Source organism: Rhodococcus sp. IEGM 1406, assembly GCF_030056745.1.
GTDB classification, from domain to species: domain Bacteria; phylum Actinomycetota; class Actinomycetes; order Mycobacteriales; family Mycobacteriaceae; genus Rhodococcus_F; species Rhodococcus_F erythropolis.
The window spans coordinates 1-220 of the sequence record NZ_JASHKO010000051.1 but is presented as its reverse complement, the minus strand read 5'-3'; the positions used below and the strand labels follow the sequence as shown (position 1 = coordinate 220).

1 pseudogene is annotated in these 220 nt (G+C 70.5%); it reads left to right on the top strand.

Going from position 1 to position 220, the window contains the following annotated elements:
* A pseudogene (locus tag QM596_RS29630) lies at positions 1 to 220 on the top strand (trehalose-phosphatase); the annotation flags it as partial.

Below are 220 nucleotides of genomic sequence, written 5' to 3'. Positions count from 1 at the left end.
GTGCAGTGGCGTCGGGCCGCGGCTCGAGCGGTCGCGCCGCGCCTGGTGGAAGCAGCGACGACCGAAATCGCGAGCCGGACCGGGTTGCGGCGTGAGCCCGGCAAGTTGGTCGAAGAAGTGCGTCCACCCGTTGAGGAGGACAAGGGGACAGGCCTCCTTCGCGTGATCTCCACCGCAGGCGTCGACGTCGTCGCGTACGCGGGCGACGACCGTGGTGACC